Source organism: Micromonospora craniellae (assembly GCF_014764405.1).
Classification (GTDB): Bacteria; Actinomycetota; Actinomycetes; order Mycobacteriales; family Micromonosporaceae; genus Micromonospora; species Micromonospora craniellae.
Window position 1 is genome coordinate 4,779,899 of record NZ_CP061725.1, and the last position, 22,982, is coordinate 4,802,880.

General features: G+C 67.6%; 17 protein-coding genes, 2 tRNA genes and 3 rRNA genes. 14 read left to right on the top strand and 8 right to left on the bottom strand.

Annotated features, from left to right (window positions below; translation table 11 throughout):
• Positions 1-90: 90 nt before the first annotated feature.
• The gene (locus ID554_RS21745) at positions 91-372 is read right to left on the bottom strand and encodes a hypothetical protein (protein ID WP_117230439.1); all 282 of its coding nucleotides are present in this window, start codon (positions 370-372) and stop codon (positions 91-93) included.
• A gap of 61 nt (positions 373-433) precedes the next feature.
• Here ID554_RS21745 and ID554_RS21750 point away from each other — a divergent pair, with 61 nt between their 5' ends.
• Positions 434-943, top strand: a complete 510-nt coding sequence (locus ID554_RS21750) for an aminoglycoside N(3)-acetyltransferase (RefSeq protein ID WP_117230438.1) — start codon at positions 434-436, stop codon at positions 941-943.
• Here the strand turns inward: ID554_RS21750 and ID554_RS21755 are convergent.
• Complete coding sequence (locus ID554_RS21755; RefSeq protein ID WP_117230437.1) at positions 925-1,389, bottom strand: hypothetical protein; 465 nt, start codon at positions 1,387-1,389, stop codon at positions 925-927. The genes ID554_RS21750 and ID554_RS21755 overlap by 19 nt on opposite strands.
• Before the next feature lie 568 nt (positions 1,390-1,957).
• Positions 1,958-2,031: transfer RNA gene (locus ID554_RS21760), tRNA-Gly, on the bottom strand.
• Positions 2,032-2,252: 221 nt separating this feature from the next.
• On the opposite strand from ID554_RS21760, the gene ID554_RS21765 reads away from it, so the two are divergent.
• The 6 genes from ID554_RS21765 to ID554_RS21790 all read left to right on the top strand — a co-directional run bounded on the left by ID554_RS21765 (position 2,253) and on the right by ID554_RS21790 (position 7,676).
• Positions 2,253-2,326, top strand: a tRNA-Pro gene (locus tag ID554_RS21765).
• A gap of 161 nt (positions 2,327-2,487) precedes the next feature.
• On the top strand, positions 2,488-3,828 hold the full coding sequence (gene tig / locus ID554_RS21770) for a trigger factor (RefSeq protein WP_117230436.1): 1,341 nt from the start codon (positions 2,488-2,490) through the stop codon (positions 3,826-3,828).
• A 170-nt stretch (positions 3,829-3,998) separates the two neighbouring features.
• Positions 3,999-4,640, top strand: a complete 642-nt coding sequence (locus ID554_RS21775; RefSeq protein ID WP_117230435.1) for a ClpP family protease — start codon at positions 3,999-4,001, stop codon at positions 4,638-4,640.
• A 14-nt stretch (positions 4,641-4,654) separates the two neighbouring features.
• Positions 4,655-5,317, top strand: coding sequence for an ATP-dependent Clp protease proteolytic subunit (locus ID554_RS21780; protein WP_117230434.1), 663 nt, complete (start codon positions 4,655-4,657; stop codon positions 5,315-5,317).
• Between the two features lie 204 nt (positions 5,318-5,521).
• Positions 5,522-6,817, top strand: a complete 1,296-nt coding sequence (gene clpX / locus ID554_RS21785) for an ATP-dependent Clp protease ATP-binding subunit ClpX (RefSeq protein ID WP_117230433.1) — start codon at positions 5,522-5,524, stop codon at positions 6,815-6,817.
• A 61-nt stretch (positions 6,818-6,878) separates the two neighbouring features.
• Positions 6,879-7,676, top strand: a complete 798-nt coding sequence (locus ID554_RS21790) for a carbon-nitrogen hydrolase family protein (protein WP_117230432.1) — start codon at positions 6,879-6,881, stop codon at positions 7,674-7,676.
• Positions 7,677-7,682: 6 nt separating this feature from the next.
• Here the strand turns inward: ID554_RS21790 and ID554_RS21795 are convergent, their stop codons facing one another.
• Positions 7,683-7,910, bottom strand: coding sequence for a hypothetical protein (locus ID554_RS21795; protein WP_117230431.1), 228 nt, complete (start codon positions 7,908-7,910; stop codon positions 7,683-7,685).
• Between the two features lie 677 nt (positions 7,911-8,587).
• On the opposite strand from ID554_RS21795, the gene ID554_RS21800 reads away from it, so the two are divergent.
• The 3 genes from ID554_RS21800 (at position 8,588) to rrf (ending at position 13,837) form a co-directional block, all read left to right on the top strand.
• Positions 8,588-10,104: ribosomal RNA gene (locus ID554_RS21800) — 16S ribosomal RNA — on the top strand.
• Between the two features lie 406 nt (positions 10,105-10,510).
• Positions 10,511-13,623 (top strand): 23S ribosomal RNA (locus tag ID554_RS21805).
• Positions 13,624-13,720: 97 nt separating this feature from the next.
• Positions 13,721-13,837, top strand: a 5S ribosomal RNA gene (gene rrf, locus ID554_RS21810).
• Together the 16S, 23S and 5S rRNA genes form the textbook arrangement of a ribosomal RNA operon.
• A gap of 319 nt (positions 13,838-14,156) precedes the next feature.
• Here rrf and ID554_RS21815 read toward each other — a convergent pair.
• Positions 14,157-14,840 carry a hypothetical protein gene (locus ID554_RS21815; RefSeq protein WP_117229538.1) on the bottom strand — a complete coding sequence of 228 codons (684 nt, stop codon included), beginning with the start codon at positions 14,838-14,840 and terminating at the stop codon, positions 14,157-14,159.
• A gap of 69 nt (positions 14,841-14,909) precedes the next feature.
• Here ID554_RS21815 and ID554_RS21820 point away from each other — a divergent pair, with 69 nt between their 5' ends.
• The 3 genes from ID554_RS21820 (at position 14,910) to ID554_RS21830 (ending at position 19,377) form a co-directional block, all read left to right on the top strand.
• Complete coding sequence (locus tag ID554_RS21820; protein ID WP_117229537.1) at positions 14,910-17,528, top strand: valine--tRNA ligase; 2,619 nt, start codon at positions 14,910-14,912, stop codon at positions 17,526-17,528.
• 107 nt (positions 17,529-17,635) lie between these two features.
• Positions 17,636-18,907 (top strand): bifunctional folylpolyglutamate synthase/dihydrofolate synthase, encoded by a 1,272-nt coding sequence (locus tag ID554_RS21825; protein WP_223884685.1) that lies wholly within the window; start codon positions 17,636-17,638, stop codon positions 18,905-18,907.
• Positions 18,904-19,377: a DUF4233 domain-containing protein gene (locus ID554_RS21830; protein ID WP_117229536.1), complete on the top strand. Its 474-nt coding sequence runs from the start codon at positions 18,904-18,906 to the stop codon at positions 19,375-19,377. Before ID554_RS21825 ends, ID554_RS21830 begins: the two co-directional genes overlap by 4 nt.
• Positions 19,378-19,401: 24 nt before the next feature.
• On the opposite strand, the gene ID554_RS21835 is transcribed toward ID554_RS21830, so the two are convergent.
• Entirely contained in the window at positions 19,402-20,865 is a 1,464-nt protein-coding gene (locus ID554_RS21835) for a VOC family protein (protein ID WP_117229535.1), read from the bottom strand.
• 143 nt (positions 20,866-21,008) lie between these two features.
• Here ID554_RS21835 and ndk point away from each other — a divergent pair, with 143 nt between their 5' ends.
• Entirely contained in the window at positions 21,009-21,434 is a 426-nt protein-coding gene (gene ndk / locus ID554_RS21840; RefSeq protein WP_117229534.1) for a nucleoside-diphosphate kinase, read from the top strand.
• A 34-nt stretch (positions 21,435-21,468) separates the two neighbouring features.
• Here ndk and sigJ read toward each other — a convergent pair whose 3' ends face one another.
• Positions 21,469-22,395 (bottom strand): RNA polymerase sigma factor SigJ, encoded by a 927-nt coding sequence (sigJ, locus tag ID554_RS21845; RefSeq protein WP_223884183.1) that lies wholly within the window; start codon positions 22,393-22,395, stop codon positions 21,469-21,471.
• Positions 22,344-22,784: a carboxymuconolactone decarboxylase family protein gene (locus ID554_RS21850; protein ID WP_117229533.1), complete on the bottom strand. Its 441-nt coding sequence runs from the start codon at positions 22,782-22,784 to the stop codon at positions 22,344-22,346. The genes sigJ and ID554_RS21850 overlap by 52 nt, the downstream gene beginning before the upstream one ends.
• Between the last annotated feature and the right edge of the window lie 198 nt (positions 22,785-22,982).

Here is a 22,982-nt window from a genome sequence, read left to right on the forward strand (position 1 = left end):
CCGCGCGGCCCCGCCCAACCCGGTCATCCGGCGGTGGTCTTCGCCGAGTGGCTGGTGCGCCGCCTCGCGCGGTGAGCACGCCGGCCGTCGTCACTCCGCCAGGTAGCCGGTCGCGGGGTCGATCTCGGCGAGGAACTCCCGGATGGCCTGCACCAACTCGTCCCGGCTCAACGCGAGCCCGCCCGAGTTGGTCAGTCCGAAGCCGTACTCGTGCGGCCCGCTGAGCCAGTCGAAGTCGTACGCCCCGGGCCGGCCGGCCTGCGCGCACACCCGGAACTGCTCCCCGTCGACGGTCAGCAGGACGGATTCGCACTCGTCATGCCTCGGCCGCTGATGCTCCGGCACCAGGCCCGGTTCAGGCTCGCCCGACACCGCCGCTCCTTACCGCCCGAACTCCTGTTCCGGCTCTCGGGGAACGCATGAACTGCGTCCGATGGACCAGGCGACACCGCACACCGTCCAGTCTCTTACGTCCGACCTCCGTGCGCTCGACGTCGGCGCGGGTGACGTCCTGCTCCTGCACTCGTCGAACCGGAGCCTCGGGTTCGTCGCCGGAGGCATCGAGGCGGTGGTACGTGCCCTGCTGGCGGCGCTCGGTCCGGACGGCACGCTCGTCGTACCCACGCACACACCCCACAACACGGATCCGGCCGGGTGGCAGCACCCGCCCGTCCCGGAGTCGTGGTGGTCCGTGATCCGCGAACAGACCCCCGGCTTCGACCCGTCCCGTACGCCGAGCCGCTGGATGGGCGCCGTCCCCGAGGTGCTGCGTGCCTGGCCGGGCGCCGACTTCGAGGCCACCGGTGCCGCAACGGTCGGTCGGGTCGGCGACGCGACGGCCCGCCTGATGCCCCAGCCTGCGCTGGTCGACTTCGCCACCACCTGGATGGCCACCCACAGCAGCTCACCGCCCGGAGACACCGGTCACGGGAATTCGCTGTAGAAGTCCTCGTCATCGTCGTCCGGAGGCAGCGGCGTCTGCCACCAGAGGTCGACGAGGAACGCCTGGGCGTCGTCGTGCCCGCTCCGGTGGACCCGGACGCCGTACACCCCGGCTCCCTGCGGGAGCGTGATCTCTGCCGCCGCTCCGGCGGTGATCTGCTCCACGAGCAGTTCCCCGGTGGGGCAGTGCAGCTGAAGCTGTCGACACCCGTCCCACGAGCCACGATCGGGCTCGGGCTCGCCGCCCCAGACCCGTAGCTCAAGGCTCACCCTCAGCGGGTCCGACGGCGCTCGCACGGTGATCTGGTACGTGGACGCGCCGGCCACCTGATCCTGCCAATCCCGGTACGACTCGCCGTCGTCGCCGGCATCGCACCACACGTCCCGCAGCAGGAAGTGACCGTAGAGAATGCTGACCGCAGTGCGATGAACGGCGAGAGGCCCCATGCCCCGAAGGCTGGCACCACCCTCCGACACTCCCGTTGGTCTGGCTCTCGCGAGTACAGCGACCGGGTGCTTGTGAGCGCCGGTCGATACCGAGGCGCTGACCACCGGGCAAGCGCTCAGGCTCTTGTAGTTCGCCCGACGGCGGTGACTGGTCCTGGCAGCCCAGCAGCCAGCCGAACCCGCATACCCGGTGGCAAACCGCGGTCGTCCCTGGCCCTGCCATCGACAGACGAGGCCCCGAAGCGGGTGCAAAGTGGGCGCTGGTCAGGCAGGGGACAGCAGGGAAGGCCGCGCCGAACTATCGTGCCGCCCATGCTGTTTGATGGTCTCCCGCTCACACAGACGTTCTTCGCCCTGGTCTTATGGCTGGCTGGGCAGGCCGTCCTGTACATCGTGATCCGGACAGCTGTACGCCACGCCCTTGAGGACGCGGATCGTCGTCGAGCATCGGAGCAACGCGGGTAATACCTTGCGGACGGCACGGCGGGCGCTACTCGTACTGAGATCAAAGAGGGCTAGAACGGTGTCGGCCCAGGTCGGCGATCACGCTGACCTGGGCCGGTGGCGCTGGAGCGGGCGACGAGAATCGAACTCGCACCGTCAGTTTGGAAGACTGAAGCTCTGCCATTGAGCTACGCCCGCGTACGCCCCGGTGCTCGGGGTGCGATCGACAGCCTACCCAATGCCCGCGTTGCCCGCGCGACCGTATCCCGGCGTGGCGGTGTCCCCGACCCCCGCGTTCCACGGCGCACTGTCCGATGGACAGATTCGATGCCCGTGATGGCACCTTTGTCCCGTTCGGCGCGTTGGGTGACGCCCCGGCATCCCGTAGTCGGACCGACGGCATAGACTGCACGTCGCCACGGGGTGTGGCGCAGCTTGGTAGCGCACTCGCTTTGGGAGCGAGGGGCCGTGGGTTCAAATCCCGCCACCCCGACTGCCGCTCGCGGCCGGGCCGTCCCGGGTGCCGGCCACCGTTCCGGGTCCTGCCGTTCACACGGCTCCCGGGCGCTGCCGGTCCGCCGTGCCGGCTCACCTACACTCTATGGGCTGTAAGAGCGCCCCAGATTCAACCGAGATCCGTCAAGGAGTACGCCTGTGAAGAGCACCGTCGAGACTCTGAGCCCGACGCGCGTGCGGCTCGCCATCGAGGTGCCGTTCGTCGAGCTCGAGCCGAGCCTCAAGAAGGCGTACCGGGAGATCGGTCAGCAGATCCAGATTCCCGGCTTCCGTCGGGGCAAGGTACCGGCCGCGATCATCGACCAGCGGGTGGGTCGGGGCACCGTGCTCAACGAGGCGGTGCAGGAGGCGATCCCGCAGAACATCCTCACCGCGGTCCGCGAGCATGACCTGAAGACCCTGGGTCGTCCCGAGGTGGAGATCACCGAGTTCAACGACGGTGACTCGCTCAACTTCACCGCGGAGGTCGACGTCCGGCCGGAGATCACCCTGCCCGACCTGGCCAGCATCGAGGTCACCGTCGACGAGCTCAAGATCGACGACAGCGAGATCGACGATCAGGTGGAGAGCCTGCGCGAGCGCTTCGCCACCCTCAAGACCGTGGAGCGGCCGGCCGCCGAGGGTGACTACGTGCAGATCGACCTGCGGGCAACCGTCGACGGTGAAGAGGTGCCGGGCGGCTCGGCCAGCAACATCTCCCACGAGGTGGGCAGCAAGCAGCTCCTGCCGGGCCTGGACGAGGCCGTGGTCGGTCTATCCGCCGGTGAGGACACCACCTTCACCACCCAGCTCGTCGGTGGCGACTTCGCCGGCCGGGACGCCGACGTGGCGGTGACCGTGCGCACCGTGAAGGAGAAGGAGCTGCCCGAGCTGGACGACGACTTCGCCCAGCTGGCCAGCGAGTTCGACACCATCGGGGAGCTGCGCGACGCCCTGCGTGAGCGGGTCACCCGGGGCAAGCAGGTCGAGCAGATCTACGCCGCCCGGGACAAGGCCCTCGATCAGCTCGTCGAGGTCGCCGACGTGCCGACGCCCGAGGGCGTCATCCGCGACGAGGTCGAGAGCCGCAAGCAGGCGATGGTCGACCAGCTGGAGCGGATCGGCGCGTCGCTGGAGGACTACCTCTCCGCCGAGGAGAAGACCGAGGAGCAGATCGACACCGAGCTGACCGAGGCCGCCACCCAGGGCGTCAAGGTCCAGCTGCTGCTCGACACCCTGGCCGACGCCGAGGACACCCAGGTCTCCGACGACGAGTTCGGTCACGAGATCGTGCACCGCGCCCAGCGCGCCGGCATGGCCCCCCAGCAGTACTACGACCAGCTGGTCCGCTCCGGTACGGCCGGTGCGGTCTACGGCGACGTGCGCCGGGGCAAGGCGCTCGCCTCGGTCATGGAGCGCGTCAAGATCAAGGACTCGGCCGGCAACGAGGTGAGCCTCGACGCCCTCCGTGAGGCGAGCGAGCAGGAGCACGCGTACTGATCGCGGCTGGGCCACCGTCCGCCGGTAGCGGTGGGTGGTGGCCCGATCCCTTTACCGGGTACGCCTCCCGGGGGCCCTGCGCTGAGAGCGAACAGTGCCCGGACCGGGAGTCTGCGGCCCGGCGCAGCGGTTAGTGTCGGACACGACGGTACGGAGAGCGAAGGGCTGCCATGACCGACATGCACATCCCAGCGAAGCCGCTCCGGGCGATCGACGCCCGTGGCGGTGACACCATTGGCAACCTCGACGACTCGGTCTACAACCGGTTGCTCAAGGAGCGGATCGTCTTCCTGGGCAGCGAGGTGACCGACCAGGTCGCCAACCGCATCTGCGCGCAGCTGCTGCTGCTCGCCGCGGAGGACCCGGACCGCGACATCAACCTCTGGATCAACTCGCCCGGTGGCTCGGTCTACTCGGGTATGGCCATTTACGACACGATGCAGTTCATCGACAACGACGTGTCGACGGTGGCGATGGGCATGGCGGCGTCAATGGGCCAGCTGCTGCTCTGCGCGGGCACCAAGGGCAAGCGCTACGCCCTGCCGCACGCCCGGATCATGATGCACCAGCCCTCCGGCGGCATGGGCGGCACCGCGGCCGACATCGCCATCCAGGCCGAGCAGATGCTCTACACCAAGCGGATGTTCCAGGAGCGGGTCGCCTCCCACACCGGCCAGTCTCCGGCGCAGATCGAGGCGGACTCGGACCGCGACCGTTGGTTCACCGCCAAGGAGGCCGTGGACTACGGCTTCATCGACAAGGTGATCACCGGGGCCGCCCAGGTTCCCGAGGGCGCCGGGACCCTGAGCTGATCGAGGAGCAGACGATGACCGACCTGAGCCTGCCGCCACAGTTCGCGGCCGTGCACAACCGCTACGTCCTGCCGTCGTTCGTGGAGCGCACGTCGTACGGGGTCAAGGAGTCCAACCCGTACAACAAGCTCTTCGAGGACCGGATCATCTTCCTCGGCGTTCAGGTGGACGACGCGTCGGCCAACGACGTGATGGCCCAGCTGCTCACCCTGGAGGGGACCGACCCCGACCGGGACATCATCATGTACATCAACTCGCCCGGTGGCTCGTTCACCGCCATGACGGCGATCTACGACACCATGCAGTACGTCCGGCCGGACATCCAGACCGTGTGCCTGGGTCAGGCCGCGTCCGCCGCCGCCGTGCTGCTGGCCGCGGGCACCCCGGGCAAGCGGATGGCGTTGCCGAACTCGCGGATCATCATCCACCAGCCGGCCACCGAGGGTGGCTACGGGCAGGGCTCGGACATCGAGATCCAGGCCCGGGAGATTCTGCGGATGCGGACCCAGTTGGAGGAGATGCTCTCCCGGCACTGCAACCGCGCGGTCGACCTGGTTCGTAAGGACATCGACCGCGACAAGATCATGACGGCCGAGGAGTCCCGCGAGTACGGGCTGGTCGACACGATCCTCACCAGCCGTAAGAAGGGACTGCTGGCCGCCAACGCGGCTGGCTGACCGGTACCGGATCAGAGGCCGGCGAGGTCTGTCGCCCGCCGGCCTCTGACACACCCGTTTTGGGGGTCGGAGAAAACTCCGACAGCGGGTAACGTCGGGTCCGTACCACTTGGCCGGGCGACCGGCGGGGTAAGAAGACGGGCGGAGCGTAGCGTCCGCAGGTCGTGGCCGGGGCACCGGCCGATGAGTGCAGGGAGAACGTAGGTGGCACGGATCGGTGACGGTGGCGACCTACTGAAGTGCTCCTTCTGCGGCAAATCGCAGAAGCAGGTAAAGAAGCTCATCGCGGGCCCTGGGGTCTACATCTGCGACGAGTGCATCGATCTCTGCAACGAGATCATCGAAGAGGAGTTGGCCGAGTCCGGCGAGGTGAAGTGGGAAGAGCTTCCCAAGCCGATGGAGATCTGCCAGTTCCTCGACAACTACGTCGTGGGGCAGGAGCAGGCCAAGAAGGCGCTCGCCGTCGCGGTCTACAACCACTACAAGCGCATCCAGGCCGAGGCGGCCGGCGCACCGGGCTCCGGTAACGACGGCGTCGAGCTGGCCAAGTCGAACATCCTGCTGCTCGGCCCGACCGGGTGCGGCAAGACTCACCTGGCCCAGACGCTGGCACGGATGCTCAATGTCCCGTTCGCGATCGCTGACGCCACCGCCCTCACCGAGGCCGGCTACGTCGGCGAGGACGTGGAGAACATCCTCCTGAAGCTGATCCAGGCCGCCGACTACGACATCAAGCGCGCCGAGACCGGGATCATCTACATCGACGAGGTCGACAAGATCGCTCGAAAGTCGGAGAACCCGTCGATCACCCGGGACGTCTCCGGCGAGGGCGTTCAGCAGGCGTTGCTCAAGATGCTCGAAGGCACCGTCGCCAACGTCCCCCCTCAGGGCGGCCGGAAGCACCCGCACCAGGAGTTCATCCAGATCGACACCACCAACGTGCTGTTCATCTGCGGTGGCGCCTTCGCCGGGCTGGACCAGATCATCGAGGCGCGTACCGGCCACGGCGGCACCGGCTTCGGTGCCCGGCTCCGGGCGGTCTCCGATCGGTCCACCGACGACATCTTCAGCCAGGTCATGCCGGAGGACATGCTCAAGTTCGGGCTGATCCCCGAGTTCATCGGCCGGCTCCCGGTGATCACCAACGTGCGCAGTCTGGACCGCACCGCGCTGGTCCGCATCCTCACCGAGCCCCGCAACGCGCTGGTCCGTCAGTACCAACGTCTCTTCGAACTGGACGGCGTCGAGCTGGAGTTCGAGCAGCCGGCGCTGGAGGCGATCGCCGACCAGGCGATGTTGCGCGGCACCGGTGCCCGGGGCCTGCGGGCGATCATGGAGGAGGTTCTGCTCTCCGTGATGTACGAGGTGCCCAGCAACCCCGACGCCGCCCGGGTGCTCATCACCCGCGAGGCGGTGCTGGAGAACGTGAACCCGACCATCGTCCCGCGCGAGTTCACCGGCCGTCGGGCCCGGCGCGAGCGCGAGGAGAAGTCGGCCTGAGTCGGCCGGTGCCAGGTTCTCGCGCTGCCGCAGACGGCAGTTCGGTCGTACGCTGGCAGGCATGCGCGTCGCTGTCTGCCAGCTGAACTCCCGGGACGACCGGAAGGCGAACCTGGTCGCCGCCGAGGCCCTGATCGACCGGGCGGTCGATGCCGGCGCCGACCTGGTGCTCCTCCCGGAGTACGTCGACTACCTCGGTCCGGCGGCGGGGATGCCCGTGGCGGAGCCGGCGGACGGCGAGGTCGGCCGATTCTTCGCCGACGTCGCCGCCCGACGCGGCGTATGGGTGATCGCCGGCTCCTTCCACGAGGCGGGCCCGGATCCCGGGCACACCTGGAACACGACGCTGGTCTTCGACCGGTCCGGCACGCTCGCCGCCAGCTATCGCAAGATCCATCTGTACGACGTGGAGATCCCCGGCCGGGTCTCGTACCGGGAGTCGGCCACCGTGGCCCCGGGCGACCGGCCCGTGGTGGTGGACGTCGAGGGCGTACGGGTCGGGCTGACGATCTGCTACGACCTGAGATTCCCGGAGCTGTACCGGCAGCTCGCCTCCGAGGGTGGGGCTCACCTGCTGGTGGTGCCGGCGGCGTTCATGATGCACACCGGGCGTGACCACTGGGAGGTGTTGCTGCGGGCTCGCGCGATCGAGAACCAGTGCTTCGTCGCTGCGGCCGGCCAGACCGGCGACCACGAACCCGCGCGCACCTGCTACGGCCGGAGCATGGTCGTCGACCCCTGGGGTTCGGTGCTGTCCCAGGTGCCCGACGGCCCGGGCTTCGCGGTGGCCGATCTGGACCTGGCCCGGCTGGAGCGCATCCGAGCCGAGCTACCGAGTCTGGCGAACCGACGGATGTGACCGCCGCTACCTCTGCAACAGAACGCCCACCAGGGCGAAGCCGGCGATGGCGGCGGCGGTCACCAGCAACGCCGTGCTCATCCGCGACGGGCCGCGACGGGCCAGCCGCCCGATCGAGGCCAACACCGCGAAGAGTACGAACGCACCGATGATCAGCTGCCAGAACGGCAGGAGGAGCCCGAGCAGCGCGTCCTCGGCGAGGACCGGGCTGGCGGGCCGGGACACGTCATCCATGCCAGACACTCTGGCACGTCCGGGCCTGCCACGGTCGTCGCCGAGAGGACAGGTTCCATCGCAGGTGGTCGAGGCGCCGACGGGTGTGACCGGGAGGCGACCACGAGCATCGACGGCCCCTGATTTGCCTTCTCCGGGACGTCCGCGTAACTTCCTCTCTGCACGGGGGAGGCCGGGGCAAACCGGCCGACAACGGGTGCCAGGATCAAGTCAGCAACGTTGACGTGAGACTGAGACTGAGACCGGGTGGTGCGAGAGGCTCCAAAGACGGAGTTGCGATCGCGAAGCCGACCGGGTAGGGTGCTGAGGCCGGCAGGCAGCCGGGCAGGTCGCCAGAAATGGTGATCGGCCGGTCTGCCGAATCCCGCGACAGAAACGACCGCCCAATGGGCGTGCGTCGACGCGGGTCCCGAGCAAGCTGCAGAGCAAAAGCCTGATTTTCAGGTTGCACTCCGAGAGCGGCTCATATAGTTTGGAGCGGTTGCCCCAGACGCGGTCATGCTAAGCAGGGTCGCAGTTTGGTGTGTGGTTGTTCTTTGAGAACTCAACAGGGTGCTTGATAAGCCAGTGCCAAATTGTTTTGTGATGTCCCGTGCTGGCCGAGTGTTTGCTCGGTTGGTGGGGATTCCTTTGGCAACATTTGTTTGTTGCTGGGGTTTGCTTTTCCAATTGGGTTTTTGTTGGAGAGTTTGATCCTGGCTCAGGACGAACGCTGGCGGCGTGCTTAACACATGCAAGTCGAGCGGAAAGGCCCTTCGGGGTACTCGAGCGGCGAACGGGTGAGTAACACGTGAGCAACCTGCCCTAGGCTTTGGGATAACCCTCGGAAACGGGGGCTAATACCGAATATTCACTCATGGGCGCATGTTTGTGGGTGGAAAGTTTTTCGGCTTGGGATGGGCTCGCGGCCTATCAGCTTGTTGGTGGGGTGATGGCCTACCAAGGCGACGACGGGTAGCCGGCCTGAGAGGGCGACCGGCCACACTGGGACTGAGACACGGCCCAGACTCCTACGGGAGGCAGCAGTGGGGAATATTGCACAATGGGCGGAAGCCTGATGCAGCGACGCCGCGTGAGGGATGACGGCCTTCGGGTTGTAAACCTCTTTCAGCAGGGACGAAGCGTAAGTGACGGTACCTGCAGAAGAAGCGCCGGCCAACTACGTGCCAGCAGCCGCGGTAAGACGTAGGGCGCGAGCGTTGTCCGGATTTATTGGGCGTAAAGAGCTCGTAGGCGGCTTGTCGCGTCGACTGTGAAAACCCGTGGCTCAACTGCGGGCCTGCAGTCGATACGGGCAGGCTAGAGTTCGGTAGGGGAGACTGGAATTCCTGGTGTAGCGGTGAAATGCGCAGATATCAGGAGGAACACCGGTGGCGAAGGCGGGTCTCTGGGCCGATACTGACGCTGAGGAGCGAAAGCGTGGGGAGCGAACAGGATTAGATACCCTGGTAGTCCACGCTGTAAACGTTGGGCGCTAGGTGTGGGGGGCCTCTCCGGTTCTCTGTGCCGCAGCTAACGCATTAAGCGCCCCGCCTGGGGAGTACGGCCGCAAGGCTAAAACTCAAAGGAATTGACGGGGGCCCGCACAAGCGGCGGAGCATGCGGATTAATTCGATGCAACGCGAAGAACCTTACCTGGGTTTGACATCGCCGGAAATCCTGCAGAGATGTGGGGTCCTTCGGGGCCGGTGACAGGTGGTGCATGGCTGTCGTCAGCTCGTGTCGTGAGATGTTGGGTTAAGTCCCGCAACGAGCGCAACCCTCGTTCGATGTTGCCAGCGCGTTATGGCGGGGACTCATCGAAGACTGCCGGGGTCAACTCGGAGGAAGGTGGGGATGACGTCAAGTCATCATGCCCCTTATGTCCAGGGCTTCACGCATGCTACAATGGCCGGTACAATGGGCTGCGATACCGTGAGGTGGAGCGAATCCCAAAAAGCCGGTCTCAGTTCGGATCGGGGTCTGCAACTCGACCCCGTGAAGTCGGAGTCGCTAGTAATCGCAGATCAGCAACGCTGCGGTGAATACGTTCCCGGGCCTTGTACACACCGCCCGTCACGTCACGAAAGTCGGCAACACCCGAAGCCGGTGGCCCAACCCTTTTGGGAGGGAGCCGTCGAAGGTGGGGCTGGCGATTGGGACGAAGTCGTAACAAGGTAGCCGTACCGGAAGGTGCGGCTGGATCACCTCCTTTCTAAGGAGCACCATCCGGCGAAAGCTGGTATGGAGCCCGCGGCCTGCGGATGTCGGGTCGGGGTGCTCAGTTGGCGGAGACACTGGCGAGTTTTCTTGTGGCAACGGCCGGCAGGTTCGAGTACGGCCATCTTCCTTTGTGGGGGTGGTGTGGAAAGAGTTTTCTGTTGGTGCGGCTGTGGGGAGATGGTTGGCACCCTGTTGAGTCCTGAAGGAACAATCCAGTGTGGTTGTTTGCTTCAGAGCCATCTTTCTTGCCTCTGTGGGGGTGGGGGTGGTTGCCAGGCATGGCCTGGTCTCGCATACCGGATGTTGTCCCCTGGTGGGGGTGGTGTTGCTGGTGTGGGGCTGTGGGTTGTGGGTTGGTTGTTTGTTGAGAATTGCACAGTGGACGCGAGCATCTTTGTGGTCAAGTTGTCAAGGGCGGACGGTGGATGCCTTGGCACCAGGAGCCGATGAAGGACGTGGGAGGCCGCGATAGGCCTGGGGGAGCTGTCAACCGAGCTGTGATCCCAGGGTGTCCGAATGGGGTAACCCGGCACCAGTCATGTGGTGTCACCTGCACCTGAACTCATAGGGTGTGTGGAGGGAACGCGGGGAAGTGAAACATCTCAGTACCCGTAGGAAGAGAAAACAAATAGTGATTCCGTGAGTAGTGGCGAGCGAAAGCGGATTGAGGCTAAACCGGTTGCGTGTGATACCTGTCAGGGGTTGCGTGGTCGGGGTTGTGGGACTCTGTGTGGTGGGCTGACACTCACTGAAGAAGTTACAAAACCAGTTGTTAGTCGAATGGTCTGGAAAGGCCGACCGTAGACGGTGATAGTCCGGTAGGTGAAAGCAGCTGGTCTTCTATGGATGTTCCCGAGTAGCGGCGGACTCCTGAAATCTGCCGTGAATCTGCCAGGACCACCTGGTAAGCCTGAATACTTCCTGGTGACCGATAGCGGACGAGTACCGTGAGGGAATGGTGAAAAGTACCCCGGGAGGGGAGTGAAATAGTACCTGAAACCGTTCGCCTACAATCCGTCGGAGCCTTGCGGGGTGACGGCGTGCCTTTTGAAGAATGAGCCTGCGAGTTAGTGGCATGTGGCGAGGTTAACCCGTGTGGGGGAGCCGTAGCGAAAGCGAGTCTGAAGAGGGCGTTGGAGTCGCATGTTCTAGACCCGAAGCGGAGTGATCTAGCCATGGGCAGGCTGAAGCGCGGGTAAGACCGTGTGGAGGGCCGAACCCACCAACGTTGAAAAGTTGGGGGATGACCTGTGGTTAGGGGTGAAAGGCCAATCAAACTCCGTGATAGCTGGTTCTCCCCGAAATGCATTTAGGTGCAGCGTCGTGTGTTTCTTGCCGGAGGTAGAGCACTGGATGGTCTAGGGGGCCCACAAGCTTACCGAAATCAGCCAAACTCCGAATGCCGGTAAGTGAGAGCGCGGCAGTGAGACTGCGGGGGATAAGCTTCGTAGTCGAGAGGGAAACAGCCCAGATCACCAGCTAAGGCCCCTAAGCGTGTGCTAAGTGGAAAAGGATGTGGGGTCGCATAGACAACCAGGAGGTTGGCTTAGAAGCAGCCATCCTTTAAAGAGTGCGTAATAGCTCACTGGTCAAGTGGTTCCGCGCCGACAATGTAGCGGGGCTCAAGTACACCGCCGAAGCTGTGGCATTCACATGTGTGCTTCGCTGGAATCTTTGTGGTTTTGGCGCAGGTGTGTGGATGGGTAGGGGAGCGTCGTGCCGGGGGTGAAGCAGCCGAGTGATCGAGTTGTGGACGCGGCACGAGTGAGAATGCAGGCATGAGTAGCGAAAGAAGGGTGAGAAACCCTTCCGCCGGATGACCAAGGGTTCCAGGGCCAGGTTAATCCGCCCTGGGTGAGTCGGGACCTAAGGCGAGGCCGAGAGGCGTAGTCGATGGACAACGGGTTGATATTCCCGTACCCGCGAAGGAGCGTCCCTGATGAACCTCGTTGTGCTAACCATCCGAGCTGTGGGCGGTCTTCGGACCAAACGCGGGGAGCGTGGGAACCTGGCGGGTAGTAGTCAAGCGATGGGGTGACGCAGGAAGGTAGCTGAGCCCGGCCGGTGGTGGTGCCGGGGTAAGCGTGTAGGCCGATGTGTAGGTAAATCCGCACGTCATGGGGCTGAGACGTGATGCCGAGCCGATTCAGGTGAAGTCAGTGATCCTATGCTGCCGAGAAAAGCCTCTAGCGAGTTTCGAGCGGCCCGTACCCCAAACCGACACAGGTGGTCAGGTAGAGAATACCGAGGCGATCGGGCGAACTGTGGTTAAGGAACTCGGCAAATTGCCCCCGTAACTTAGGGAGAAGGGGGGCCGGAGACGTGAAGCCCCGCGCGGGTGGAGCGTTGTATGGCCGCAGAGAGCAGGGGGAAGCGACTGTTTACTAAAAACACAGGTCCATGCGAAGAAGTAATTCGATGTATATGGACTGACGCCTGCCCGGTGCTGGAACGTTAAGGGGACCTGTTAGCTCTTCGGGGCGAAGCGGAGAACTTAAGCGCCAGTAAACGGCGGTGGTAACTATAACCATCCTAAGGTAGCGAAATTCCTTGTCGGGTAAGTTCCGACCTGCACGAATGGCGTAACGACTTCCCCACTGTCTCAACCACAGGCCCGGCGAAATTGCAGTACGAGTAAAGATGCTCGTTACGCGCGGCAGGACGGAAAGACCCCGGGACCTTTACTATAGCTTGACATTGGTATTTGAGTTAGCTTGTGTAGGATAGGTGGGAGCCGGTGAACCTTGTACGCCAGTATGAGGGGAGGCAATCTTGAAATACCACTCTGGTTGATTCGGGTATCTAACTTCGGACCGTTATCCGGTTCAGGGACAGTGTCTGGTGGGTAGTTTAACTGGGGCGGTTGCCTCCTAAAAGGTAACGGAGGCGCCCAAAGGTTCCCTCAGCCTGGTTGGCAATCAGGTGTTGAGTGCAAGTGCACAAGGGAGCTTGACTGTGAGACTGACGGGTCGAGCAGGGACGAAAGTCGGGACTAGTGATCCGGCACTTGCGTGTGGAAGCGGTGTCGCTCAACGGATAAAAGGTACCCCGGGGATAACAGGCTGATCTTCCCCAAGAGTCCATATCGACGGGATGGTTTGGCACCTCGATGTCGGCTCGTCGCATCCTGGGGCTGTAGCAGGTCCCAAGGGTTGGGCTGTTCGCCCATTAAAGCGGTACGCGAGCTGGGTTTAGAACGTCGTGAGACAGTTCGGTCCCTATCCGCCGTGCGCGTAGGATACTTGAGAAGGGCTGTCCCTAGTACGAGAGGACCGGGACGGACGAACCTCTGGTGTGCCAGTTGTCCCGCCAGGGGCACGGCTGGTTAGCTACGTTCGGAAGGGATAACCGCTGAAAGCATCTAAGCGGGAAGCTCGCTTCGAGATGAGGTATCCCACCCACCCTTTGGTGGGGTAAGGCCCCCAGCTAGACGACTGGGTTGATAGGCCGGAGATGTAAGCCCGGTAACGGGTTCAGTTGACCGGTACTAATAGGCCGAGGACTTGACTATCAAAGCTGCTACGCGTCCACTGTGTAACTCACAACAAACAAACACGCCCCCGACACGTGGTGTTGGCGCGGGATGGTGTTTGACATGTTGATAAGGTTACGGCGGTCATGGCGGAGGGGAAACGCCCGGTAACATTCCGAACCCGGAAGCTAAGCCCTCCAGCGCCGATGGTACTGCACCCGGGAGGGTGTGGGAGAGTAGGACACCGCCGGACATCTTCTCGATTTAGGGCCACCCCCAAGGGGGTGGCCCTAAACGCATTTACGCTCCGGTCGGGGCAGTGCGGACGGGACAGCGGGCCGACGCGCCGGCCGCTAGCGTCACCCGAGTGACGGCGCCCCCGAACGGGCCAGGGCCCACCACCGCGCGACCGAAAGACACCGCAGGCTCAGGGGATGCCGGGCGACCGGGGCATGCGGACGGGTCGGGTCGGCCGGTGGGGCTGTGGCGGAGCCGGGACTTCACCGTGTCGGCCTCGCGGCGCTGGCCACCCCGGTGGCCCGGGCCGGCGGGCGGTGACCCGGCGGAGGGCGTCAGTGTCGGGTCTGCACGGCCTCGCGGATCTGTCGCAGCAGCCCGGCGGACTCGTCGACCGAGCGGGACGAGAACATGGCGAGCACCACGCTGCCGTGGTCGGCCCAGCCGCAGACCGCGAAGTCACCGTCCTCGCTGCTGGTGCTGCCGCACTTCATCACCCCGCCGAGGCGGCCCGGGGAAACGTCGCGCAGGCCGTCGAGCGCGCTGGTCTCGTCGGCCATCAGCGTGAACAGGCTCTCCAGATCCCGCTCCGGCTGCCACAACAGCGTCGTCCCGCCGAACATCAGCACCGAGCGACGGGCGTCGGCGGGATCCTGGTAGACGACGCCGAAGCTGCTGTCGAGCTGGATGTCGGCCGCGAGGCCGCTGCGCAGGTAGTCGGCAGTGCTCACCGCGCGGTCGGAGGTGTCCTGGCGTAGGCCGGCGACCTCACCCGGAGTGCTGATCCGGGCGTCCTTCTGCTGCATGATCCGCCAGCCCCAGGAGCCCAGGGCGCCGACGCCCGCGAACACGAGGACCGCGATCAGCGCCGCCGCGATCCGCCAGCGCCGGGAGCGCCCGGTACGGCGGTCGGACCCGGCCGGCGCCTCGGGCCCGTCCAGCTCGATCGGCTCGGCGGTCAGATCGACCAGCGGGGTGCCGTCGTCGAGGCGGTGGAGGCTGCGGCGTGCGTCGGACATAGCCGACACCGTACGCGAACGACAGGTGGCGCACGTCGGGTCCGCCGCAGCGCTCCGTAGACTTCGAGGGTGACCGAGAACCTGGATGCCCGACGCCTCGACGCCCCGACACTTGCCGGCCAGTACCAGCCCGGCGAGGTAGAGCTGCGACGCTACGAGCAGTGGGTAGCCGACGGTCGATTCCGGGCGTCGGCGGAGAGCGAGCGGCAGCCCTTCACCATCGTCATCCCGCCGCCGAACGTGACCGGCTCGCTGCACATGGGCCACGCGCTGGACCACACCGTGCAGGACGCGCTGGTGCGGCGCAAGCGGATGCAGGGCTTCGAGGCGCTCTGGCTGCCCGGCATGGACCACGCCGGCATCGCCACCCAGAACGTGGTCGAGCGGCAGCTCGCCTCGCAGGGCCTGTCCCGTCACGACCTGGGCCGGGAGAAGTTCGTCGAGCGGGTGTGGCAGTGGAAGGCGGAGTCCGGCGGCGCCATCCTCGGCCAGATGCGCCGTCTCGGTGACTCGGTGGACTGGGACCGCGAGCGCTTCACCATGGACGAGGGCCTGTCGCGCGCCGTGCAGACCATGTTCAAGAAGCTGTACGACGACGGCCTGATCTACCGGGCGAACCGGATCATCAACTGGTGTCCGCGCTGCCTGACGGCCCTCTCCGACATTGAGGTGGAGCACTCCGACGACGACGGCGAGCTGGTCTCGATCCGCTACAGCGACGATGTGGTGGTGGCCACCACCCGGGCCGAGACGATGCTCGGCGACACGGCGGTGGCGGTGCACCCGGACGACGAGCGGTACCGGCACCTGATCGGCACCGAGGTCGAGCTGCCGTTGACCGGGCGGCGGATCCCGATCGTGGGGGACGCCCACGTCGACCCGTCCTTCGGCACCGGCATGGTCAAGGTCACCCCGGCACACGACCCGAACGACTTCGAGATCGGGCAGCGGCACGATCTGCCCGCGCTCACGGTGATGGACGAGCGGGGTGTGATCACCGCGCCCGGGCCGTTCCAGGGGCTGGACCGGTTCGAGGCCCGGCCCGCGATCGTCGCGGCGCTGCGCGAGCAGGGCCGCATCGTCGCCGAGAAGCGGCCGTACGTGCACGCCGTGGGGCACTGCTCCCGGTGCCGTACCACCGTGGAGCCTCGTCTGTCGCTGCAGTGGTTCGTCAACACCTCGCCGCTGGCCAAGGCGGCCGGTGACGCGGTCCGCGACGGGCGGGTCCGGATCGAGCCGGCGGAACTGGCCAAGCGTTACTTCGCCTGGGTCGACAACATGCACGACTGGTGCATCTCCCGGCAGCTCTGGTGGGGCCACCGGATCCCGGTCTGGTACGGCCCGGACGGCGAGGTCGTCTGCGTCGGACCCGATGAGGAGCCGCCGACCGGTGCGGGCTGGCACCAGGACGAGGACGTGCTGGACACCTGGTTCTCCAGCGGACTGTGGCCGTTCTCCACGCTCGGCTGGCCGGAGCAGACCCCGGACCTGGCCAAGTTTTATCCGACCAGCGTGCTGGTGACCGGCTACGACATCCTCTTCTTCTGGGTCGCCCGGATGATGATGTTCGGCCTGTACGCGATGGACGGCAAGCAGCCGTTCGACGTGATCGCCCTGCACGGCATGGTCCGGGACGAGCACGGCAAGAAGATGTCCAAGTCGTTCGGGAACGTGGTCGACCCGCTGGACTGGATCGACCGGTACGGGGCCGACGCGACCCGCTTCACGCTGGCCCGGGGCGCCAACCCGGGCGGGGACGTGCCGGTCAGCGAGGAGTGGTGTCAGGGCTCGCGGAACTTCTGCAACAAGCTCTGGAACGCCACCCGGTTCGCGTTGCTCAACGGCGCGCACACCAGTGGCCCGATGCCGACCGCCGATCGGCTGTCGACCGTCGACCGGTGGATCCTGTCCCGGTTGGCGCACGTCACCGCCGAGGTGGACGAGCAGTTCGAGGCGTACGAGTTCGCCAAGGTCTGCGACCTGCTGTACCACTTCGCCTGGGACGACGTCTGTGACTGGTACGTCGAGCTGAGCAAGCCGGTGCTGGCCGGCGGCGGTGAGGCGGCCGACGTGACCCGTCGTGTCCTCGGGCACGTGCTGGACCACCTCCTGCGGCTGCTGCACCCGGTGATCCCGTTCGTCACCGAGGAGCTGTGGACCGCGCTGACCGGCGGAGAGACGCTGCTCACCGCGGCCTGGCCGGCCGCCGACCGGGCCCTGGTCGACGACGCCGCCGAGGTGGAGGTCGCCACCCTGCAACGGGTGGTCACCGAGGTCCGCCGGTTCCGCTCGGACCAGGGACTGCGTCCGACCCAGCGGGTCGCCGCCCGGCTCGACGGACTGGCCGGTGCCGGTGTCGCGGCGCACGAGCCGCTGATCCGGTCCCTGGCGCGGCTGGACGCGGCCGGCGACGACTTCCAGGCCAGCGCCACGCTGGCCATGCCGGGGGAGGTCAGCGTCGCGCTGGACACCCGGGGCTCGATCGACGTGGCCGCCGAACGGGCCCGGCTGACCAAGGACCGCGCGGCGGCCGAGAAGGAGGCCGGGCAGGCCCGGGCGAAGCTGGACAACCCGGCGTTCGTCGGCAAGGCCCCCGAGCCGGTCGTTGCCAAGATCCGTCAACGGCTGGCCGTCGCCGAGGCCGACCTGGCCCGGATCGATGCCGCCCTGGAGGCGTTGCCCTCGTGACCGACCGTTCCGAGAACACCGATCGCGCCCGGCCCCGCGCCGACCGGGCCGCGCACGCCGCCTTCGCCCAGGCGGAGGCGGAGCTGGCCGGGCGTGGCTTCACCCGGATGGTCTTCGAGCTGGACCGCATCTCGTCCCTGCTCGACCTGCTGGGCAGCCCGCAGCGGGCGTACCCGTCGATCCACCTGACCGGCACCAACGGCAAGACCTCCACGGCCCGGATGATCGACTCCCTGCTGCGGGCGTTCGGGCTGCACACCGGCCGGTACACCAGCCCGCACCTGGAGACCGTCCGGGAGCGGATCAGCCTCGACGGCGAGCCGGTGGACGAGGCCCGGTTCGCTGCGGTCTACCAGGAAATCAAGCCGCTGGCCGAGCTGGTGGACGACCGGTCGGCGGAGCCGCTGACCTACTTCGACATGACCACCGCGCTGGCGTTCGCCACTTTCGCCGACGCTCCCGTCGACATCGCCGTGGTCGAGGTGGGCCTCGGCGGCGCCGAGGACGCCACGAACGTGATCCAGGCCGGGGTGTGCGTACTCACCCCGATCGGGCTGGACCACACCGAGTGGCTCGGGGACACGCTGCAGGACATCGCGGTCGCCAAGTCCGGCATCATCCACCCCGGGGCCACGGTCATCTGCGCCGGCCAGGAGGAGGAAGCCGTCCGGCCGATCCTGCAACGCTGCGCCGAGGTGGGCGCGACCGTCGCCCGCGAAGGCACCGAGTTCGGCGTGCTGCGTCGGGCGGTCGCGGTCGGCGGGCAGGTGCTCACCCTGCAAGGGCTGGGCGGGGTGTACGAGGAGGTGTTCGTCCCGCTGCACGGTGCGCACCAGGCGCAGAACGCGGCGGTGGCGCTCGCCGCCGTCGAGGCGTTCCTGGGCGCCGGTGCGCGGCGGCAGTTGGACGTGGAGGCGGTGCGGGAGGGGTTCGCGGCGGCCAGTTCGCCGGGCCGCCTGGAGCGGGTCCGTACCGCCCCGACGATCCTGCTGGACGGCGCGCACAACCCGCAGGGAATGGCGGCCACGGTCACCGCCTTGCAGGAGGAGTTCGCGTTCAGCAAGCTGGTCGCGGTGGTGGGCACGCTTGCCGACAAGGACGCGGCCAGCCTGCTGGAGCTGCTGGAACCGGTGGTGGACCAGGTGGTGGTGACCCGCAACAGCTCGCCCCGGGCGCTGCCGGCGAAGGAGTTGGCCGCGCTCGCCGCCGAGGTGTTCGGGCCGGACCGGGTCGAGGTCGCCGAGGAGATGCCGGACGCGATCGAGACGGCGGTGGCGCTGGCCGAGGAGGACGTACCGGGTGAACTGGCCGGGGTCGGGGTCCTCATCACCGGCTCGGTGGTGACGGTGGCCGACGCCCGCCGCCTGCTGAAGCGATGAGCGAGCAGACGGGCGCGGCCCGGCCGGACGACACCTCCGAGCCCGCCGCCGGTGGCGTCGCCGGAGCGGGGCAGCCGGATGGCGGCCCCGGGGACGCTACCGGAGCGAGCGGCGACGGCCCGCCGGGGCAGCGTCGGTCCGGGCTGCGTGACCCGCAGCGGGCGGTACGCGGGCTCGGTGCGGGCACCCTCGCGCTGGAGGCGCTGGTGCTGCTGCTGGCGATCCAGCCGATCCGGGTCGTCGGCGGTGATCTCGGTGGCCCGGCGCTCGCGGCGGTGGTGACGCTGGCCGTGCTGGCGGCACTGCTGGCCGGGCTGATGCGCCGGCCCTGGGCGTGGCAGGCCGGCACCGTGTTGCAGGGGGTGCTGCTGCTGTCCGGGCTGCTGCACTGGGCGCTGTTCGCGCTGGGCGTCATCTTCGCGCTGGTGTGGGCGTACGCGTTGCACGTACGCCGGGTGATCCTGGGCTGACCGGCATCGGCACCGGCCGGCAGGTCACGCCTCGGCGCGTTCCCGCCACTGGGTCAGCGCGATGCCGTGCCCGTCCGGGTCGCGGAACGCCGCCGCCCACACCTCCAGCTTGGTGCCCCGGTTGACCACCCGGGGCGCGTAGGTGAAGCGGACACCCGAGTCACGCATCCGTTCGTAGGCCGACTGGATGTCGTCGACGTCGAGGTTGACGTGCACCAGCCGCCGGTTCATCGGCTGGGCGCCGGTCACCTCCCGCAGCACCAGCCGGGTCGCCCCGGAGGAGAGGACCGCGTTGCCGTTGCCCCGGTCGACCTCGCGGAAGCCGAGCCGGTCCCGATAGAACTCCAGCGATCGGGGCAGCTCGGTGACGAGCAGGGTGATGCCCACGCCGCTGATCGGGGCGGCCGGGTCGGCGGCGTCCGGGTCGAAACCGAAGATCGCCTCGTCCAACTCCCGGTCGTCGACCGGCGGATCGTCGGCACCGCCGAAGTCCCGAGCGTCGGTCGCCGTACTCGGGGTCGTGGCCGTGTCGCGGGTGGCCGCGGTGCTCGGGGTGGTCGGAGTGGTCGCCGCGGCGTGGATCGGCTCGTCCCCGGCTGGTGCCGACCGGGTGCGCTCGCCGTTCGCCGGGTACGGGTCGTCCAGCGGCAGGTCCAGCGGGTCCAAGGGGTCCGTCGGGGCGGGCGGCGGGTCGGCCAGTCGCCCGGCGGCCGTCGCGGCGAACCGCTCCTCGGCGGGGGTACGCGGCGCGGGCGTGGCGCGGCGGGGCAGCGGGGCGTCGCTGCTCTGCTCGACCACGGTGCCCTCCAGCACGACCGGTCCGCCGGGGCGTTGGCGCATCCGGACCGGATCCCGGGGCTCGACCGACTCGATCGGGTCCTCGCGGAGCGGGTCGCGGAGCGGACCGCCGAGCGGGTCGCCCAGCGGGTCGTGGAAATCGTCCTCCGGCGCCCGGTCGGCCCACGGTGGGGCCTCCTGCCCGATCAGCACCTCGTCCGGCGGGACCTGCCCGGCGAACTCGTCGGCGAACTCGGGCGGCAGGTCGGCGGTGCCAGCCTCGGCGTGGGTGGGCACCTCGTCCCAGAGCACCCGGACGTGTCGCGGGTCGTCCAGCGCCACCCGGATCGGCAGCGTCTGGCCCAGCGACGGCCACTTGGACACCGGTACCCGAGGCTCGATGATCTTCTTGGACCGGGGCGGGAGCCCGGGGGCGTCGATCACGAGCTGGAGTTCGCAGCGGCCGAAGGCGTACTGGGTGGGTGGTTCGGAGGCGCTGTGCACGTGCCCGGCGCCGACGACCCAGGTGCGCCCGCCGCCGCGTACGGTGGCCAGCGCGATCGCCAGCACCAACAGGGCGACACCGAGCGCCACGATGGCCCAGCTCGTCATGCCCAGCCCGAACAGCACGACGAAAGCGGCCACAGTGCCGAGCACCGCCGCGATCAGTCTGCGTACCGGTGCGATGGGTCGGTTCCCGCCGTTCGCCACAGTGGACCTCCCGGGTGGTCAGGGCCAGGCTAGGCCGGATCGGGGGCCGGGGGAAGGTCCGGCCACCGCACCGGCGCCGGGACCGGGTCGCTAGGCTGACCGTACCCAGCCTGACCGGCTTCCGCCCTGAGGAGGAACCCAGCGTGTCCAGCAGCAGCCCGGACGAGCGCACGCTCGTGCTGATCAAGCCCGACGCGGTCCGCCGTGGCCTGGTCGGCGAGATCGTCTCCCGTTTCGAGCGTAAGGGGCTGCGGATCGACGCGATGGCGTCCCGGACGATGGACGCCGCGCTGGCCGACGAGCACTATGCCGAGCACGTGGACAAGGCGTTCTACCCGCCGCTGAAGACGTTCATGACCAGCGGGCCGCTGGTCGCGCTGGTGCTCGCCGGTGACCAGGTGATCGACGTGGTGCGGGGCCTGATCGGCGCCACCGACGCGCGCAAGGCCGCCGCCGGCACCATTCGGGGCGACCTGGCGTTGTCCAACCGGGAGAACCTGGTGCACGCCTCCGACTCCCCGGACAGCGCCAAGCGTGAGCTGGCGCTCTGGTTCCCCGAGCTGGGCTGACGACAGCGGCGAGCCGGCCTGTCGACGGGCCGGCTCAGGCCGTCCAGGGCAACTTGTCCGGGTTGGCCACCAGGAAGATGTCGGTGATCCGACCGTCGGCGGTGCCGAGCGTGACCGCGTACCGGGCGCCGCCGGCGGTGACGACCACGGCGGCCGGCTGACCGTTGAGGTCGATGCGGTGCACGGTGAGCGGCCAGCCCTTCTGGCGGACGCCCAGCAGGAACCGGACCACCCGGTCCGCGCCGCTGATCGGGTTGCGAGCGGCGCTCACCGTGCCGCCGCCGTCGCTCCACGCGGTCGCGTCGGCGGCCACCAGCTCGGTCAGCCTCCGCAGGTCGCCCTCGCCGGCGGCGGCGATGAACGCCTCCAGCAGCCGCTCCTGCTCCGCCCGGTCGGCGGTGAACCGGCGCTGCTCGCGCCCGATCCGGGCGGCGGCCCGGTGGTGCAACTGCCGGCAGTCCTCGGCGGACCGGTCGAGCAGCTCGGCGATCTCGGCGTACGGCAGCTCGAACGCGGTGTGCAGGACGTAGACCGCGCGCTCCGGTGGGGTGAGCCGCTCCAGCAGGTGCAGCAGTGCGGTGGAGAGCGAGTCGCGCAGTTCGGCGCGTTCCAGCGGACCGAACGGTGACGGTGTCGTCGGCACCGGCTCCGGCAGCCACTGCCCGACGTACGCCTCCCGGGTGGCCTGCCGGACCCGCAGCCGGTCCATCGACAGGTGGGTGACCACCCGGGACAGGTAGCGGCGTGGCTCGGCGACCCGGCTCCGGTCGACGCGGGCCCAGCGCAGGTAGGTCTCCTGGAGCACGTCCTCGGCGTCGTACCGGCTGCCCAGCAACCGGTACGCCAGGCCCAGCAGCATCGGCCGGTGCGCGTCGAGCGCACCGGCCGCCTCTGCCGCCTCGGTCGGGCTCAGTCGTCCGACGGGAGATCGTTGCGGAAGGTCACCGCGATCCGGTTCCACACGTTGATTGTGGCAATCGCCAGGACCAGGTCGGCGAGTGCCTTCTCCGGCCAGACCTTCGCCGCGTCCTCCCACATGTCGTCGGGCACCCCGTGCTCGCCGAGCCGGGTGACCGCGTCGGTCAGCGCCAGCGCGGTGCGTTCCCGCTCGTCGAAGAAGGGTGCCTCACGCCAGGCCGCCACCGCGAAGAGCCGCCGGCTCGACTCACCCGCGCCGAGCGCCTCCTGGCTGTGCATGTCGACGCAGAACGCGCAGCCGTTCAGGATCGACGCGCGCAGCTTCACCAGCTCCAGCACGGTGTGGTCCACGTTCGCCCGGACGTACTTCTCCAGCCCCATCACGGCGCCGAACGCCTCCGGCGCCACCTTGGCCACGTTCATCCGCTGCATGACAACCCTCCCGCTAGATCGCTCCGACACCGCCACGACGGGCGGGGCGCGTCGGGGCGTGACAGGTCGCTGTTGTGACGCCCGTCATGCGCCCTGGACACCGTCGTCGATCATGGACTTGTGGTGGTCGCTTCGCCCCGATACAGCCCGTTTTGCGAGTGCTACGACTCCGTGATCGGCAGGCCGGGTTGTCGGGGG